This is a genomic window from Vibrio sp. RC2502 (assembly GCF_054850435.1).
The window spans coordinates 750,696-766,355 of record NZ_CM141453.1; the positions used below are offsets into that span (position 1 = coordinate 750,696).

Annotated in this window: 15 protein-coding genes; 1 reads left to right on the forward strand and 14 read right to left on the reverse strand. The window is 46.0% G+C overall.

Annotated features, from left to right (window positions below; genetic code table 11):
- Positions 1 to 42: 42 nt before the first annotated feature.
- The 10 genes from ybeD to leuS form a co-directional block, all read right to left on the reverse strand.
- Positions 43 to 321: a DUF493 family protein YbeD gene (gene ybeD, locus ACYJZR_RS03455; RefSeq protein ID WP_005488798.1), complete on the reverse strand. Its 279-nt coding sequence runs from the start codon at positions 319 to 321 to the stop codon at positions 43 to 45.
- A 138-nt stretch (positions 322 to 459) separates the two neighbouring features.
- Positions 460 to 1,638: a serine hydrolase gene (locus ACYJZR_RS03460; RefSeq protein WP_005488796.1), complete on the reverse strand. Its 1,179-nt coding sequence runs from the start codon at positions 1,636 to 1,638 to the stop codon at positions 460 to 462.
- A 92-nt stretch (positions 1,639 to 1,730) separates the two neighbouring features.
- Complete coding sequence (locus ACYJZR_RS03465) at positions 1,731 to 2,534, reverse strand: septal ring lytic transglycosylase RlpA family protein (protein WP_005483406.1); 804 nt, start codon at positions 2,532 to 2,534, stop codon at positions 1,731 to 1,733.
- A 2-nt stretch (positions 2,535 to 2,536) separates the two neighbouring features.
- Positions 2,537 to 3,658: a rod shape-determining protein RodA gene (gene rodA, locus ACYJZR_RS03470; protein WP_140266289.1), complete on the reverse strand. Its 1,122-nt coding sequence runs from the start codon at positions 3,656 to 3,658 to the stop codon at positions 2,537 to 2,539.
- Positions 3,658 to 5,583, reverse strand: coding sequence for a penicillin-binding protein 2 (mrdA, locus tag ACYJZR_RS03475; RefSeq protein WP_005493014.1), 1,926 nt, complete (start codon positions 5,581 to 5,583; stop codon positions 3,658 to 3,660). Before mrdA ends, rodA begins: the two co-directional genes overlap by 1 nt.
- A 29-nt stretch (positions 5,584 to 5,612) precedes the next feature.
- Positions 5,613 to 6,083: a 23S rRNA (pseudouridine(1915)-N(3))-methyltransferase RlmH gene (gene rlmH / locus ACYJZR_RS03480; RefSeq protein WP_005456129.1), complete on the reverse strand. Its 471-nt coding sequence runs from the start codon at positions 6,081 to 6,083 to the stop codon at positions 5,613 to 5,615.
- Between the two features lie 4 nt (positions 6,084 to 6,087).
- Complete coding sequence (rsfS, locus tag ACYJZR_RS03485) at positions 6,088 to 6,405, reverse strand: ribosome silencing factor (protein WP_005456130.1); 318 nt, start codon at positions 6,403 to 6,405, stop codon at positions 6,088 to 6,090.
- 90 nt (positions 6,406 to 6,495) lie between these two features.
- Complete coding sequence (gene holA, locus ACYJZR_RS03490; protein ID WP_005489928.1) at positions 6,496 to 7,515, reverse strand: DNA polymerase III subunit delta; 1,020 nt, start codon at positions 7,513 to 7,515, stop codon at positions 6,496 to 6,498.
- 5 nt (positions 7,516 to 7,520) lie between these two features.
- Complete coding sequence (locus ACYJZR_RS03495) at positions 7,521 to 8,063, reverse strand: LPS-assembly lipoprotein LptE (protein ID WP_005454508.1); 543 nt, start codon at positions 8,061 to 8,063, stop codon at positions 7,521 to 7,523.
- A gap of 166 nt (positions 8,064 to 8,229) precedes the next feature.
- Positions 8,230 to 10,803 (reverse strand): leucine--tRNA ligase, encoded by a 2,574-nt coding sequence (leuS, locus tag ACYJZR_RS03500; RefSeq protein WP_024703725.1) that lies wholly within the window; start codon positions 10,801 to 10,803, stop codon positions 8,230 to 8,232.
- A 155-nt stretch (positions 10,804 to 10,958) separates the two neighbouring features.
- Here leuS and ACYJZR_RS03505 point away from each other — a divergent pair, with 155 nt between their 5' ends.
- Positions 10,959 to 11,429 (forward strand): zinc ribbon-containing protein, encoded by a 471-nt coding sequence (locus ACYJZR_RS03505; RefSeq protein WP_005454505.1) that lies wholly within the window; start codon positions 10,959 to 10,961, stop codon positions 11,427 to 11,429.
- A 95-nt stretch (positions 11,430 to 11,524) separates the two neighbouring features.
- Here the strand turns inward: ACYJZR_RS03505 and lnt are convergent, their stop codons facing one another.
- The 4 genes from lnt to ACYJZR_RS03525 all read right to left on the reverse strand — a co-directional run bounded on the left by lnt (position 11,525) and on the right by ACYJZR_RS03525 (position 15,653).
- Positions 11,525 to 13,042: an apolipoprotein N-acyltransferase gene (lnt, locus tag ACYJZR_RS03510; RefSeq protein ID WP_029841656.1), complete on the reverse strand. Its 1,518-nt coding sequence runs from the start codon at positions 13,040 to 13,042 to the stop codon at positions 11,525 to 11,527.
- 40 nt (positions 13,043 to 13,082) lie between these two features.
- The gene (gene corC / locus ACYJZR_RS03515; RefSeq protein ID WP_005483493.1) at positions 13,083 to 13,982 is read right to left on the reverse strand and encodes a CNNM family magnesium/cobalt transport protein CorC; all 900 of its coding nucleotides are present in this window, start codon (positions 13,980 to 13,982) and stop codon (positions 13,083 to 13,085) included.
- Positions 13,983 to 14,088: 106 nt separating this feature from the next.
- A complete protein-coding gene (gene ybeY / locus ACYJZR_RS03520; RefSeq protein WP_017448782.1) occupies positions 14,089 to 14,553 on the reverse strand; it encodes an rRNA maturation RNase YbeY in 465 nt (154 codons plus the stop codon).
- A gap of 2 nt (positions 14,554 to 14,555) precedes the next feature.
- Positions 14,556 to 15,653, reverse strand: a complete 1,098-nt coding sequence (locus ACYJZR_RS03525) for a PhoH family protein (protein WP_005483495.1) — start codon at positions 15,651 to 15,653, stop codon at positions 14,556 to 14,558.
- Between the last annotated feature and the right edge of the window lie 7 nt (positions 15,654 to 15,660).

Sequence of the window (15,660 nt, forward strand, 5' to 3'; positions counted from 1 at the left end):
CAGCCGAAGCTGCTTTCAAAAAAAATTTAATCTATCAAAAAATTATAGAACCATACGAACGATGTCGATTTCGCCCAATTCTTTGTATAGGGTTTCAACCTGCTCGATAGACGTTGCAGTGATGTTGATAGACACTGAGTGGTAGTTGCCTTTAGCGCTTGGTTTGACTTTTGGGCTGTAGTCACCTGGAGCATGGCGCTGGATTACTTCAAGAACGAGTTCTGGAAGCTCAGGCTTTGCATGACCCATTACCTTGTAAGTAAAAGAACAAGGGAACTCAAGCAGGTCTTTCAATTTTGCATCAGAGTTGATGGTTAGCATATCGATAACTCCAGTTGGTATTCGTTGCGGTGCGAAATAGTACAGTCAAATTAGGGTGAACTCAAGGTGAGGATCACAGACTTAAAAAGCCGCCATAATTGGCGGCTTTGCGAATAAGTTTGCTATTCTGCGACTCGTTTAGAAGAAGCTCTTGAATAACAATACGATGTAATCCCACAAACGGCTGAACAAGCTGCCTTGCTCTACGGTTTCTAGCGCCATTAGCGGGTATTCAGCAATATCTTCACCATCGATTTGATAGTATAGCTTACCGACTACATCACCTTTATTAATTGGGGCTTCTAGCTCTTTTTCAAGTACGAAGCTTGCTTTTAGGTTTTTCGCTTCACCGCGTGGCAGTGTTACGTAAGTGTCTTGATCAAGACCCAGAGCAACGGTGTCTTTGTTACCCATCCACACTTTTTCTTCTACGAAGGTTTCACCCGCTTTGTGAGGCGCTACTGTTTCGAAGAAGCGGAAGCCGTAGCTCAGTAGTTTTTTGCTTTCTGATTTACGAGCATTTGCATCTTTAGTGCCCATCACTACAGCAACCAAACGCATTTGGCCTTCTGTTGCTGAGCTTACTAGGCTGTAACCTGCGTTGCTTGTGTGGCCAGTTTTGATGCCATCAACGTTCATGCTCTTATCCCAAAGTAGACCGTTACGGTTGTATTGGGTGATGCCGTTGTAAGTGAATTTCTTTTCAGAGTAAACACGGTACTCGTCTGGCACGTCACGAATCAGAGCTTTACCAAGTAGCGCCATGTCGTAAGGTGTTGAGTACAGTTCAGAGTTATCTAGGCCGTGAACGTTGGCAAAATGAGAGTTCTTCATGCCTAGGGTATTTGCCCACGCGTTCATTAGGTCAACAAATGCATCTTCAGAACCTGCGATGTGTTCAGCCATTGCCACACACGCATCGTTACCTGATTGAATGATGATGCCACGGTTAAGATCACGTACTTTTACCGTAGTACCTACTTCAATGAACATTTTTGAAGAATCTGGGAAGTTTTTCGCCCATGCATTCTTACTGATGGTTACGTCATCATCTTCTGAGATATTACCACGCGCTAGCTCTTGGCCGATTACGTAGCTGGTCATCATTTTAGTTAGACTAGCAGGAGACAATTTTGTGTTCATTTCTTTTTCTGCTAGCACTTTACCTGAATGGTAATCCATCAGTACGTAGCCTTTTGCCGCAATTTGAGGCGCATCTGGAACAACGACTGGTGATGCAAAAGCAGATTGAGCGAAGGTTGCAGAAAGGGCAACCGAAGAAACGAGAATAGATTTCACAAACTTATTTTTATTCATGGTAATTCAAATTTTTGGGTTTAACTGCACACATCTTACCAGAATCCCCACTTATGTAAGAGGGGCTTCGTTTAGAAATTCATGACTCAAGGTCATTTCGCAGTGTTGTGTTTTTTAATAAATGCGGACGAATAGCCGAGCAACTTTACTTTATCCAGTGTGGCTTGCGTCAGGGAATAGTCAGTAAATGGACCCAATAACAAGCGATAAGACTCTTTCGCGTTTTCCAAGAAAGTTTCGGTATCCAGCTTTTGACCAAGCTCTGCGCCTAAAGTTCGTGCGCGATCTTCATTTTTTGAAGATGCGACTTGAATGACGTACTTTGGGTGAGATTCTAGCGACTTTTGATCGGTAGGTTTCTCTACGCTGATAACTTCGATTTCAACATTCGCCGTTCCTGTTTTTATGACATCCAACTTATGCGCAGCGGCGTAGCTCAAGTCGATGATACGGCCATCGTGAAACGGACCTCGATCATTTACTCGAACGACTGTGGTTTTGCCATTGTCGGTGTTGGTCACTTTCACATAGCTTGGTAACGGTAGCGTTTTATGCGCAGCCGTCATGGAGTACATGTCGTAGATTTCACCGTTAGACGTCAAATGCCCCTGGAACTTTTTACCGTACCAAGATGCACGACCTTTTTCAGTAAACCCTTTTGCGTCGCGAACGATCTTGTAATCATTACCGCGCAAGTGGTAATCGGTATTACCGCCTAGGCTGTAAGGTTCGTATTTGGGATGCGCATCCTCGATGTGTTCGACTGAAAGCGGTGTATCAGGTGCTACATCGGATTCAAGTTCGTAACGGCCTTCTTGTGTCTTTTGGCTGGTGGATGAACAACCAGCCAAAATCAGTGCAGAAAAAACTAAGGAATATAAAGCGCGTTTTTGCATGTCTAGGTCGCCTTAGAGAATGCTTTTCGGTGCGTATGAATCGACATCAAAATGCCAAAACCAGCCATTAGGGTCACCATCGAGGTACCGCCATAGCTGATCAGTGGTAACGGTACACCTACAACAGGTAGGATGCCACTCACCATGCCGATATTTACAAAAATATACACGAAGAAGCTAAGTACAATACTGCCTGCCATCATTCGTCCAAACGCGGTTTGTGCTTGGCTAGCAAGGTACAAACCTCGACCAATAATGAAGAGATAGATGGCTAATAGGCAAAGGAAGCCAATCATACCCCATTCCTCAGCAATTACTGCAAAGATAAAGTCAGTGTGTCGTTCAGGAAGAAATTCCAGTTGTGACTGCGTACCGTGCAACCAACCTTTACCGGAAATACCGCCAGAACCAATCGCAATTTTACTTTGGATAATGTGGTAACCCGCGCCAAGTGGGTCAGATTCTGGATTGAACAGAGTACGAACGCGAACCTTTTGGTATTCGCGCATCAAGAAGAACCACAAAATTGGTATGAAACCACCTAAGGCAATGGCAGCCGCTGCGATGATCTTCCAACTGATGCCTGCTAGGAAAATAACGAAAATACCTGAAGCCGCAATCAGAATCGACGTTCCCAAATCTGGTTGTTTCGCGATAAGAATCGTTGGTAAGCACACCAGGATTAGCGCAACAATCAGCGTTCGGAATGTTGGTGGTAATGGTTGGCGACCGATATAGCGCGCAACCATCAACGGTACCGCAAGTTTGAGTAATTCGGACGGTTGGAATCGAACAAAGCCTAGGTTGAGCCAGCGTTGCGCGCCTTTCGAGGCCTCACCAAAGAACAGTACGCCAAATAGTAAAACTACACCGGCAACAAACATTAGTGGCGCCAGGCTTTCATACGTTCGTGGAGAAAGTTGAGCCAGAACCACCATCACGACAAGAGACAATACCATGCGCATTGCTTGGCGATCCATCATCTCCAAACTTTGTCCGCTGGCACTGTACATGATCACAAGACCAAAACCCATTAAAGCAAAGATGCCGAGTAGGAGGGGCAAGTCGATATGGAAGCGCTCAAACAAGGCGCGGTTTTTACCTGTAGAGGGATCCATCTTCATTAGCGTGTAACCTCTTTTTGCGCGTTGGTTTTGTCATCTTCTGGTTTGATTTCTTCTGGGCCAAGTACCACTCGGTCAAAGATTTTTCTCGCCATTGGACCACCGTTACTTGAGCCACCGCCTGCGTTTTCTAGCACGAGAGTAACGATAACTTTTGGATCGTCAAACGGAGCAAAGCCCGTAAACAGGGCGTGGTCACGCAAGTGTTCCGCGATTTCATCTGCGTTGTACTCTTCGTTCTCACCCAAGCCAAAGACCTGTGCTGTACCTGATTTACCGGCTGTCTGGTAGCTCATATTGTAGAAAGAACGACGAGCCGTACCACGAGTACCATGGTTTACACGGCGCATACCTTCTTTCGCAATATCCCAGTATTTTTCTGGCACATTTTGAATCGGTGGGTAGGTTACGTATTCAGAGGTTTCTTGTTCCTCAAAGTTATCACCATTATCGATGGTGGACTTTAGGAGGTGAGGAGCGGAAACCGCCCCATTATTCACTAACACCGATGTTGCTTTCGCAATTTGCATAGGTGTCGCCGTCCAATAGCCTTGGCCGATACCAACAGGAATAGTGTCACCTTTGTACCAAGGCGTTTTGTGACGAGACATTTTCCAATCACGAGTTGGCATATTTGCCTTACTTTCTTCGTAGATATCGATGCCTGTGTAGTCACCAAAACCAAACATCATCATCCAGTTTGAAATTCGGTCGATCCCCAAGTCATAAGCAATTTGGTAGTAAAACGTATCAACAGACTCTTCAATGGATTTAATGACATCCACGCGGCCATGTCCCCAACGCAACCAGTCACGGAATGGACGAGTGTCTGAGTTAGGAATGCGCCAATAACCTGGGTCGTTGCGAGTAGTATTTGGCGTGATTACGCCTTCTTGCAACGCTGCGACAGCCATAAATGGCTTGATTGTTGAAGCTGGCGGATAAATACCTAGCGTCGTGCGGTTTACCAACGGGCGGTTTTTATCGTTCAACAAATCGCGATAGGCTTTACCAGAAATGCCGTGGACAAAAGCGTTCGGGTCGTAACTTGGGCTAGACACCATAGCTAGCACCCCATTGTCACGAGGATCAAGCACGATAGCGCTGCCACGTCGACCATCCAAAAGCTGATGAACGTAAAGCTGCAAGTTGATATCGAGGTTTAAGACAATGTCTTTGCCCGGAACTGGCGGTACGTACTTTAACGTGCGAATCACGCGTCCTCGGCTGTTGACTTCCACTTCTTGGTAGCCAGCAGTGCCGTGCAGCAGATCTTCGTAGTATTTTTCGATGCCCAACTTACCGATGTCACGAGTCGCTTGGTAGTTGGCGTCTTTTTCTTCTCGAATCAAACGCTGCATGTCGCGGTCATTGATACGAGAAACATAGCCGATTACGTGCGTTAACACTTCCCCGTAAGGATAGTAACGTTTGAGTGTGGCACTGATTTCAACACCAGGAAAACGGTATTGGTTGACGGAAAAAACCGCGACCTGCTTTTCGTTCAGCTGAGTTAGCAATGGGACAGATTTGAATCGACGAGTACGCTTACGCTCACGATGGAAGCGTTCGATCTGTTCTGGTGTGATTTCCAGAATGGTTTGCAATTCTTGGATAGTAGCGTCGATGTCTTTGATTTTTTCTGGAGTCAGCTCCAAGTTAAAGACAGGACGGTTTTCGGCTAACAGGACACCATTTCGGTCGTAGATAAGACCGCGGTTTGGCGCAATAGGAACCACTTTGATGCGGTTGTCATTTGAACGGGTTTGATAATCTTGAAACTGGTTCACCTGAATGTTGTACATATTGGCGACCAGCAAGCCCATCAAAACAACGATGCCGAAAAAAGCAACGATAGCGCGGCTAGCGAATAGGCGCGCTTCGGCTTGATAATCTCGGATTTGACTGCGGCGTCTACGAATCATTAACGCTTGGCTCTAAAGTTAAACAACGATTATTCGCGATGGTAAGGGTGGTTAGCGGTAATGCTCCACGCTCGGTATAAACTCTCTGCCATGACGATACGCACAAGTGGGTGCGGTAACGTTAGCGCTGACAGTGACCAACTTTGGTCGGCTGCGGCTTTACATGCAGGTGCTAAACCTTCAGGACCACCGATCAGAATAGAAACGTCACGACCATCGAGTTTCCAAGCTTCTAGCTGCTCTGCCAGCTGTGGGGTGTCCCACTTTTTACCGGGAATATCTAGGGTCACGATACGATTGCCTTTTGGCACTGCTGCTAACATCGCTTCGCCTTCTTTTTGTAGAATTCGAGCAATATCAGCGTTTTTGCCGCGTTTTCCTGCTGAGATTTCAACCAACTCTAGTGGCATATCATGAGGGAAACGGCGACGGTATTCTTGGAAGCCTTCTTCAACCCACTTTGGCATTTTTGTGCCAACGGCAATTAGTTGAATTTTCAAAAGATTAACCCCAGAGTTTTTCTAGTTGGTACAGAGAGCGGTGTTCTTCCTGCATGACATGCAGCATCGCGTCGCCCATATCTAGGACAACCCATTCACCTTCGTTTTCTCCTTCCATACCTAAAGGTTCAAGGCCTGCTTTTTTTACTTCAGATGCAACGTGATCGGCGATGGATGAAACGTGGCGTTTAGACGTACCCGTACAAATGATCATGTAGTCTGTTACGCTGGATTTGTCTTCCACGTTTAGGATGACAATATCTTCCGCTTTCATATCGTCGGCTTTGTCTGCTAAAAAGTCTTTCAGTTCTTCGCGAAGCACTCGGTTTTCCTCGGGTTATCTCTTTTACATCTCATCTATTTTGCGTGTAGTTGGGCAAAATAGGTCGCGCACTATAGCACGCTTTGATTTTTAAATTGCCAGCTTAATATCAGGAGAGCAGGTTTCTAAGCTCAATTGATGAATAGTTGGCCAGACGGACTCGTCATACTGGGTTTTGGCTTTAATCTCAGCTTGTGCAAGCAAGGAGATTAGAGCGCAAATACGGCTTGCTGATAAGCGCATTAACGCGGCGTTATAAAGCGGACGTTTATTTTGCCAAACGCGATACTTCTCAAAGACTTGGCTAATCGGCATTTGAGTCAGATCTTGATGCATGCTTAATAGTTGGTTGAACTCTTTCTGCACACTTCGGATGAGAATGACCGTTTCAATGCCTTCGGCTTCTAATTGACGCAGGATGCGTTGAGCACGATTAGCTTTACCTGCAAGTAACGCATCAATCCAGTTAAACGTCGTAAAGTGGTTGTGTCGACTTAAGGCTTCCTCTAAGCGTACAACTGTCAGTTCGCCATCAGGATAGAGCAAAGCCAGTTTCTCTAGACTCTGAGAAAGTGCAAATAAGTTGCCTTCATGCCACTGTGCCAACATCTGTAAGGATTGCTGATCGGGCTTTAAACCCAATGCGCGGCAGCGCGTTTGCACAAACATAGGCAAACGCTGAAGATCCGGCGTTAAGCAGCTGACCCAGTCGCCTTTGGCATTCAGTGCTTTAAACCATTTGGCATTTTCTTGCGCTTTAGTCAGCTTCGTTCCGATGATCACTAGCATGATGTCATCATGCAGCATGTCACACAGAGTCTGTAGCTCTTTGCTGATGGCTGTGGTGACACCGCTTTCTGGGATCTCAAGCTCAATGAGTTGTCGACTAGAAAATAAGCTCAGAGCTTGAAAGCAGTCATACACTTGGTTCCAATCTAAACTTGCATCGACAGCAAAACGGTGTCTTTCTTCAAAACCATGTTGTAGAGCGGTTTTTTGAATCGCTTGGCGGCTTTCTTGGATCAGTAGCGGTTCGTTTCCGAAGATCAGATAAACCTGCTTTAAGTGTTTGGCTAGATGGTCAGCTAGCTTGTCAGCATAAATTCGCATGTTGATTAAGAGTTTGTTTTCTCAGTTGGCGCTGCAATTTGCCCCGCTTCGTACTCAGCACGGATTCGGCCAAGTTGACGCATCATCTGTTTCGCTGCTTGTTGACGCATCTCGTCTTCGATTACGTCACGTTCAACCGATTTTGCCAATGCCGTTAACGGGTTGTCTAGGTAGTTGCGGTTCACGGTTGTGGTGAAATTTTTTGAGCCAAATCCTGGAATTGTGACGCGATATTGCACCACGTAAGTCAATTCTTTTTCTGCCGCACGACTGTTTTGGTAAAGCGAGAGTGTTCTCTCATCCATGGTGGCTTTGATTAAATGCAGATTTGGTACTGAAGATGACGGCTGAACTAGGTCAACTTTGTTGAGTTGCAGCTGAGAGCGTACATAGCGTGTGAGTTTGCTGTATTCATCGTAGCTAGAGAATGACATGGTGTGCAGCTCTTCCGGAACGGAATACTCGCCACGAAGGTGGAAACCACAGGCAGAAAGAAGCCCCGCTAGTACCAATACCACTGGTAGTTTAATCAAAGAGAAAAAGCGCATTGATTGTATTCATCCTAAATTGAAGGGGTTATTTACCTTAAACCACTCGCTGTGAATGGTTTGAGGTAAATAAACAGGGTAGTGAACTACCCTGTTTAAAGACTCTTAGCGTGCGAATTAGTTCGCTCTGCGTTATTGCAAGCTGTAATTTGCTTACAGTGACCGCTTAGTTTGCAACGATGTTCAGCAGTTTACCTGGGACGTAAATTACTTTACGGATTGTTAGGCCATCTGTGAACTTAGTAACGTTTTCGTCGTTTAGACCAAGCTCTTCAACTTGTTCTTTCGTTGCGTCTGCCGCTACTGTTAACTTCGCACGTAGCTTACCGTTAACTTGAACAACGATAGTTTTTTCGTCTTCAACTAGCGCTTTCTCATCAAACGTTGGCCATGCTGCGTTGTCGATGTTTGACTCACCAAGCGCAGTCCATAACTCGTATGAAATGTGCGGAGTGATTGGGTAAAGCATCGTTACAACTGCTTTTAGCGCTTCATCAAGAATTGCACGATCTTGCGCAGATTCTTGAGGTGCTTTCGCTAGCTTGTTCATCAGTTCCATGATTGCTGCGATTGCTGTGTTGAACGTTTGACGACGAGCGATATCGTCAGTCACTTTCGCGATAGTTTTGTGAACGTCACGACGAAGTGCTTTTTGCTCACCAGAAAGTGCTGCTGTATCCACTGCTTCTGCTGCGCCTTTCTCTGCGTGTTCTTTCACTAGTTTCCAAACACGTTTTAGGAAGCGGTTTGCACCTTCTACGCCAGACTCTTGCCACTCAAGCGTCATGTCTGCTGGAGATGCGAACATCATAAATAGACGCACTGTATCAGCACCGTACTTGTCTACCATCTCTTGAGGGTCGATACCGTTGTTTTTAGACTTAGACATTTTGATCATGCCTGAGTGTGTTACATCACGGCCTTCGTTGTCTTTAGCAGAAATGATGCGGCCTTTACCGTCACGCTCTACAGCAACATCTGTTGGTGCAACCCACTCTTTACCGCCTTTCTCGTTCTCGAAGTAGAACGCGTCAGCCAGTACCATGCCTTGACATAGTAGTTGTTTGAACGGCTCGTCAGACGTTACGTAGCCTGCATCACGTAGCAATTTGTGGAAGAAGCGTGAGTACAATAGGTGCATACAAGCGTGCTCGATACCGCCGATGTACTGGTCTACTGGTAGCCAGTAGTTTGCTTTTTCTGGATCTAGGATATCGTCAGCTTGTGGTGAACAGTAACGTGCGTAGTACCAAGAAGATTCCATGAACGTATCGAACGTATCTGTCTCACGTAGAGCCGGTTCGCCGTTGAATGTGGTCTTCGCCCATTCTTTGTCTGCTTTGATTGGGCTGGTTACGCCGTCCATTACCACGTCTTCTGGAAGAATCACTGGTAGTTGGTCAGCAGGTACTGGATGAACTTCACCGTCTTCAGTGGTTACCATTGGGATTGGTGCACCCCAGTAACGTTGACGAGATACACCCCAGTCACGTAGACGGAAGTTAACGGTCTTAGTGCCTTTACCTTCCGCTTCTAGCTTCGCTGCGATTGCATCGAATGCCGCTTGGAATTCTAGGCCGTCGAACTCACCTGAATCGAACAATACACCTTTCTCTGTGTATGCCGCTTCAGAGATGTCTAGCTCGCTACCATCTGCTGGTTTGATCACTGGGATGATGTCTAGACCGTACTTAGTTGCGAATTCGAAGTCGCGTTGGTCGTGTGCAGGTACTGCCATTACAGCGCCTGTACCGTAGTCCATCAATACGAAGTTTGCGACGTAAACTGGTACTTCACGACCGTTCAATGGATGAATAGCAGTAAGGCCAGTTGCCATACCTTTCTTCTCCATTGTCGCCAGTTCAGCTTCAGCAACTTTGGTGTTCTTACATTCTTCGATGAATGCAGCAAGCTCTGGGTTGTTCTCTGCAGCTAGCGTTGCTAGAGGATGACCCGCTGCGATACCTACGTAAGTCACACCCATTAATGTGTCTGGACGCGTTGTGTAAACTTCTAGGTCTTGTTGACCTTTCACTTCAAACTTCAGTTCCACACCTTCAGAGCGACCAATCCAGTTGCGTTGCATGGTCTTAACCATTTCTGGCCAACCTTCAAGTTTGTCTAGATCGTCAAGTAGCTCTTGCGCGTATTCTGTGATCTTGATGAACCACTGAGGGATCTCTTTTTGCTCTACTGGAGTGTCACAACGCCAGCAGCAGCCGTCTTCAACCTGTTCGTTTGCAAGAACGGTTTGGTCATTTGGACACCAGTTAACAGAAGACGTCTTCTTGTAAACTAGGCCTTTTTCGTAAAGCTTAGTGAAGAACTCTTGTTCCCAACGGTAGTACTCAGGCGTACAAGTTGCGAATTCACGATTCCAGTCGTAGCCAAAACCTAGCAATTTAAGCTGGTTTTTCATGTATTCGATGTTTTCGTAAGTCCATGGCGCAGGTGCTGTGTTGTTTTTCACCGCTGCGTTTTCTGCTGGTAGACCGAACGCATCCCAACCAATTGGTTGCATTACATTTTTGCCTTGTAGGCGTTGGAAGCGAGATACTACGTCACCGATGGTGTAGTTGCGCACGTGACCCATGTGCAGTCGACCACTTGGGTATGGGAACATAGATAGACAGTAGAATTTTTCTTTATTTGGGTCTTCACTTACAACAAAGGTCTTGTTGTCATCCCAGTGCTTTTGAACTTTCTGTTCAATGTCTTGTGGATTGTATTGTTCTTGCATCGATGATATCCGGTTATCTTGGAATTTGTGAGTTCGGTTAGAACAGACTTAAATAGATCGTCATAGAATACCTAAAGCTAGGGATCACAACAATAGCCAATCTGTACCCATGCGTACTGAATGCGCCTAGGTAGGAGAAAGAATGGAGGTCAGTTATGCCTAAACGTAAAACAGGTTATGAGGAAATGCTCGAGGATGTGATTGAAACCTTGAAGCAAAGTCCGGAAGAAGTTAACAAAGCTTTAGAAACGTCGGGCAAAGTGGTGGAAGCCGCCAATGACTTGACCAAAGATGAGTTGGCCTTAATTGCCGCGTATGTGAAAGCCGACTTAAAAGAGTTTTCTGAGAGCTATGAAGACAGCAAAAGCGGTCCTTTTTACTTAACGGTAGCGGATTCCATTTGGCAAGGCTTACTAGAGATTACGGACCGTACCAAAGTTGAATGGGTAGAGCTTTTTGATGACTTGGAGCATCAAGGCTTGTATGAAGCTGGCGAGGTTATCGGCTTAGGCACACTTGTCTGTGATGAGTGCGGACATAAAACTACCTACAACCATCCAACTATCATCATTCCATGTATCAAATGTGGCCACAAAGGCTTTAGTCGTCAGTCCTTGAAACCATAGCCACCTATACAATCTTTTTGTATTTGCTTGATAAGAAAAAAAGAGGCCGTGTGGCCTCTTTTTCGTTATTCGTCTTATGTTAAAAAATGACGTTTTTAGTCTTTCTTTCTCGGTAACCACCAAGCCAGCATTAAACTCAGCGCAACCCAAAAATACAATGGCCAAGTGCCAAACGTTCGGTATGGTGTTGTTCCATCTGTTGGGGTGAGCTCCGCACGTAGTACAGCTGTTTCAAATTGAGGAACTTGCTTTACAATCTTGCCTTTATAATCGGTTACTGCTGTTAAGCCGTTGTTTGTTGAACGGATCAGCGGTTTGCCCAGTTCCAGAGCACGCATGCGAGCGATTTCCATATGTTGAAGTGGTCCAATCGAATGTCCAAACCATGCATCGTTCGAAAGCGTTAGAATGAAGTCGGTTTCGTCAGTAACGTTTTGACGCACTTGTTCATTAAAAATGATCTCGTAACAGAGCGCTGGTGCCATGTGCATGCCGTTCGCAACGATATTAGGTTGCACGAACGCCCCACGGCTAAACGACGACATTGGTAAATTGAAGAATGGAGCCAGCGGGCGCAAGATATCTTCAAACGGAACAAACTCACCAAACGGTAATAGGTGATGCTTGTGGTAGCGTTCGCTCATATCAAAGCTGTAATCACCGTATGGTGTGACGCCTAGCGACAGAATGCTGTTATAGAACTGCTTGTCTTCCGATTGATTAACAATGCCTGTGATGATGGCGCTGTTGTTCATCTTCGCGGCACTGTCGATGTTGCTCAAGAAGGAAGGTACTTCAACTTCAAATGCTGGGATTGCTGCTTCTGGCCAGACAATGATGTCGGCGTCCCAGTTTTCACGCGTCAGGTCGGCGTACTTCATGATGGTTGGCCAGCGTTGGCTTGGCAGCCATTTGAGGTTCTGGTCGACGTTACCTTGAATCAAGGCCACTTTGGTGGTGTCTTCTGGGCGAGGTGTTACCCAATCATATTGGCGAATCCCAAAACCTGCGCTCATCAAAACAACAGGGATGATAATCATCAACCACTGTTTGTGAATCCACGCATATGCTAACGCTCCTGCACTAATAAGAACAAACAGCGTAAGCAGTTCTACACCACCGATCGGTGCAAAGCTTGCTAGTGGCGCATCAATTTGACTATAGCCCAACCACAACCAAGGGAAGCCGGTCATCACCCAACCGCGCAACCAATCGGTAATTAGCCATAATGCCGGAGCTGCAAGAAGCGCTTTACTGAGGCTAAATTGAGGGAAAAACTTATTGTTTAGCCAAGCGAACAATCCGGAATAAACTGCAAGGTAAGCAATGAGCATACCCATCAAGAAGAGGTTCGCAATCAGCGGCATCCCGCCGAAGCCAGAAATGCTGACATAAACCCAGCTAACACCTGTTGCAAATTGGCCTAGCCCCCAAGCATAACCTATCCAAAGCGCGCGCTTAGGCGTTTGGTTTGCAAGAAGAATTAGCAATATTGCAGGGCTAAGAATGGCAATTGGCCACAACTGGTAAGGAGCAAATGCTAGGGTAGTGGAGGCGCCAACAAAAGCGGCCACTAAGGGCCGCTTGAGGCGATGAAAGAGTAAATTCATCATTATTGTTTTTTTCTGATATTCCCGGTAGTAGGGTATCGCGTTACTCTTGAGTGGCTTCAACCAGCGTTTCTTCGTCTGGAATGGTCACTTGGAGTTGAATGACACGACGGTTATCGGCAGCGGTGACTTTGAAGTTGTAGCCTTCAATTTCGACCAATTCGCCGCGAGAAGGTAAGTGACCAAAGGCAGTCATGACCATGCCACCTACCGTATCTACTTCTTCATCGCTGAAGTTGGTACCGAATGTCTCATTAAACTCTTCGATGGTTGTCAGCGCTCTGACAGCAAACGTATGCTTGCTTAGCTTACGAATGTCTGTTTCTTCGCTTTCATCGAATTCATCTTCGATATCCCCGACGATTTCTTCCAGGATATCTTCAATGGTCACAAGACCAGAAACACCACCGAATTCATCGACAACAATCGCCATATGATAGCGTTCTTCACGGAACTCTTTTAGCAGGCGGTCAACACGTTTGCTTTCCGGTACCACAACTGCAGGTCGAATTACTTCTTCAATATCAAATGGGTTACTGCCTGAGCCTAAGTATTTAAGTAAGTCCTTCGCAAGAAGAATACCTTCCACATGGTCTTTATCTTCGCTGATTACTGGGTAGCGAGAGTGCTGAGCATCGGTAATAAGTGCGATTAGAGTATCTAAATCGTCAGTGCGCTCAACGGTGACCATTTGCGAACGCGGGATCATGATGTCACGCACACGCATTTCGGAGATTTCCATAACACCTTCGAGCATATCGCGAGTGTCGTGGTCAATCAGGTCATTTACTTCTGAGTCGCGGATTACATCCACAAGCTCTTGGCGGTCTTTTGGTTCACCTTGAAATAGTTGACCTAGGCGTTCAAAGAAGGACTTTCTACTCGGACCTTCTGCCTTTTCTTTCTTACCTTCGTTAGAAGAGGGAGAATTATCTTCGTTCATTGTTTCTCAATTAAGTAACGCTATCAGACGTGTGATAGCTCACGTAGAGAGGCGAACGCGAGAACTGTTTTATTGGTTCGCCTTTCCCTGTCGAGTACCCAAAGGGTTACTCTTTTTCAGCAATATAAGGGTCTTCATAACCCATACCTTGCATGATTTCGGTTTCGAGTGACTCCATCTCTTCAGCTTCGTCATCCTCGATATGATCATAACCTAGCAGATGCAAGCTGCCATGTACAACCATATGCGCCCAATGTGCTAACAGAGGCTTATTCTGTTCAATTGCCTCTTTTTCAACAACTTGGCGGCAAATAATAAGATCGCCCAAAAGGTCAATCTCCATGCCAGGAGGCGCTTCAAATGGGAAAGAAAGCACATTCGTCGGCTTATCTTTACCACGATACTCATGGTTAAGATCGTGGCTTTCTTTCTCATCGACAATTCGAATTGTCACTTCTGCTTGAGGTTGGAAAAGAGGGATGGTCTTGTCTAACCAAAGTTGGAAGTCTTGCTGCGAAGGTAAGCCTTCTTCATTTTCGACTGCCAGTTGCAGATCAAGTTCAATTGCCATTTTTATTCCTTAGTTGCAGCGACTTGAGCGCTAAGCTCTGCTTTCGCTGCTTCTAACAGTTTAGCATCACGCTCTTCACGGCGACGTTTCTCGAACTCTTTACGTTCTTTTTGATCTTGTGCTTCCCACTTCTCGTAGGCGTTGACGATGCGAGCAACCACAGGGTGGCGAACAACGTCATCTGCTTGGAAGAAGTTAAAGCTGATGTCGTCGACTTCACTGAGCACTTCAATCGCATGACGAAGACCTGACTTCGCACCACGAGGTAAGTCGATCTGAGTGACGTCACCAGTAATAACCGCACGAGAATTGAAACCAATACGAGTCAGGAACATTTTCATCTGTTCAACGGTGGTGTTCTGGCTTTCATCTAGAATGATGAAAGCATCGTTCAGCGTACGACCGCGCATGTATGCCAGAGGAGCAACCTCTATAACGTTGCGTTCAATCAGCTTTTCAACTCGCTCGAAGCCTAGCATCTCGAATAATGCGTCGTACAGTGGACGAAGGTATGGGTCAACCTTTTGGCTTAAGTCACCAGGTAAGAAACCCAGTTTCTCACCCGCTTCTACCGCCGGACGTGTCAAAAGAATGCGACGAATTTCTTGGCGTTCTAGTGCATCAACTGCTGCTGCAACGGCAAGGTAAGTCTTACCTGTACCTGCAGGACCAATACCAAAAGAGATGTCGTGCGTAACCATATTGACCAAGTATTGAGCTTGGTTTGGTGTGCGCGGTTTAATGACGCCTTTTTTGGTTTTTACGAACACTTCTTTACCGTGCGCAATACTTGATTCGGTATTTTGTTCTAATACGCCAGATTCTTTGATCGCCAGATGAATTTGTTCTGGTTCGATATCTGGGATCTCGCCACGCACAGGCGCAGTATCTACATAAAGCGTTTTTAGAATGTCCAGCGCAGCCGCTGAGGTGTGAGGCTTACCAACAATGGTAAAATGGTCACTACGATGGTTGATTTCAACGCCTAGACGGCGTTCTAAATGCTTGATGTTGTCGTCGAATGGACCGCACAGGCTAGCAAGTCGGCGGTTATCTGAAGGTTCTAGGTTAATTTCTAGAGTTACGATTTTATTGCTCAATGTTGCC